The organism is Nocardia sp. NPDC019323 (genome assembly GCF_044389845.1).
In the GTDB taxonomy this organism is placed as follows: Bacteria; Actinomycetota; Actinomycetes; order Mycobacteriales; family Mycobacteriaceae; genus Nocardia; species Nocardia implantans.
Map to the genome: position 1 here is coordinate 1 of NZ_JBIRYN010000023.1, position 1,050 is coordinate 1,050.

Below are 1,050 nucleotides of genomic sequence, written 5' to 3' on the forward strand. Positions count from 1 at the left end.
GCCGCTGTTGTAGGCCATCACCTGCGTATCGTCGTTGTCGGCAAGTGATTCCCGGATCGCGACCTGCGCGGCATGCGGCAACGTGTGCATGATCTCGCGCACCCGCTCCTTCCGCCGCAACACCGCCTGACGCACCGGCATACCCGGCGTCGCCCGCATCTGCGGAATGATCCCCTCGACCTCCTCGGCGCCACCATGATGATGCCCGGCGTCCACCAACGCCTGCTCCCGCGCCATCTGCGCCTCGTCCTTCTCCTCCGACATCCCGATCGGCCCGATCATCCGCCCGTTGAGGAACTGCTTGACCACCGGCTCCTCCGAAGTCAACAACACCTCCCGCGGCCCGAACATCACCAACTGACGCCGGAACAACATCCCGATGTTGTCCGGCACCGTCCGCGCCAAGTTGATGTTGTGGGTGACGATCAGGATCGTGGCGTCGATCTGCGCGTTGATATCGATCAACAACTGCGACAAGTACGAGGTGCGCACCGGATCCAGACCGGAGTCGGGCTCGTCGACGAGGATGATCTGCGGATCCAACACCAAGGCGCGGGCCAACCCGGCGCGCTTGCGCATACCACCGGAGATCTCACCGGGCAGCTTGCCCTCGGCCCCGAGCAGACCGGTCAGCTCCAGCTTCTCCATCACGATCTTCTTGATCTCGGATTCGCTCTTCTTCGTATGCTCCCGCAACGGGAACGCCACATTGTCGAACAGGTTCATCGACCCGAACAACGCACCGTCCTGGAACAACACACCGAACAGCTTGCGGATCTCATACAGCTCCTTGTTGGAGCAGGTGGTGATATCGGTCCCATCGATGAAAATCGAACCCCGCTCCGGACGCAGCAGACCGATCAGCGACTTCAAGAACACCGACTTACCGGTACCCGACGGACCCAGCAACGCACTGACCTCACCCGAAGGCAACGTCAACGACACATCCTGCCAAATACGCTGGGAACCGAAAGACTTGGTCACACTCTCGGTCCTGACCTCGACGCCCACGCCAACCTCCACAATTCTCAGCGAGCTGCCCCACCGGCG

The 1,050-nt window shown here is 61.8% G+C and carries 1 protein-coding gene; it reads right to left on the reverse strand.

From position 1 onward, the window contains the following. The coding region (locus ACH49X_RS32880) for an ATP-binding cassette domain-containing protein (RefSeq protein ID WP_323124770.1) at positions 1-1,011 on the reverse strand (1,011 nt) is incomplete at its 3' end. Positions 1,012-1,050: the final 39 nt, after the last annotated feature.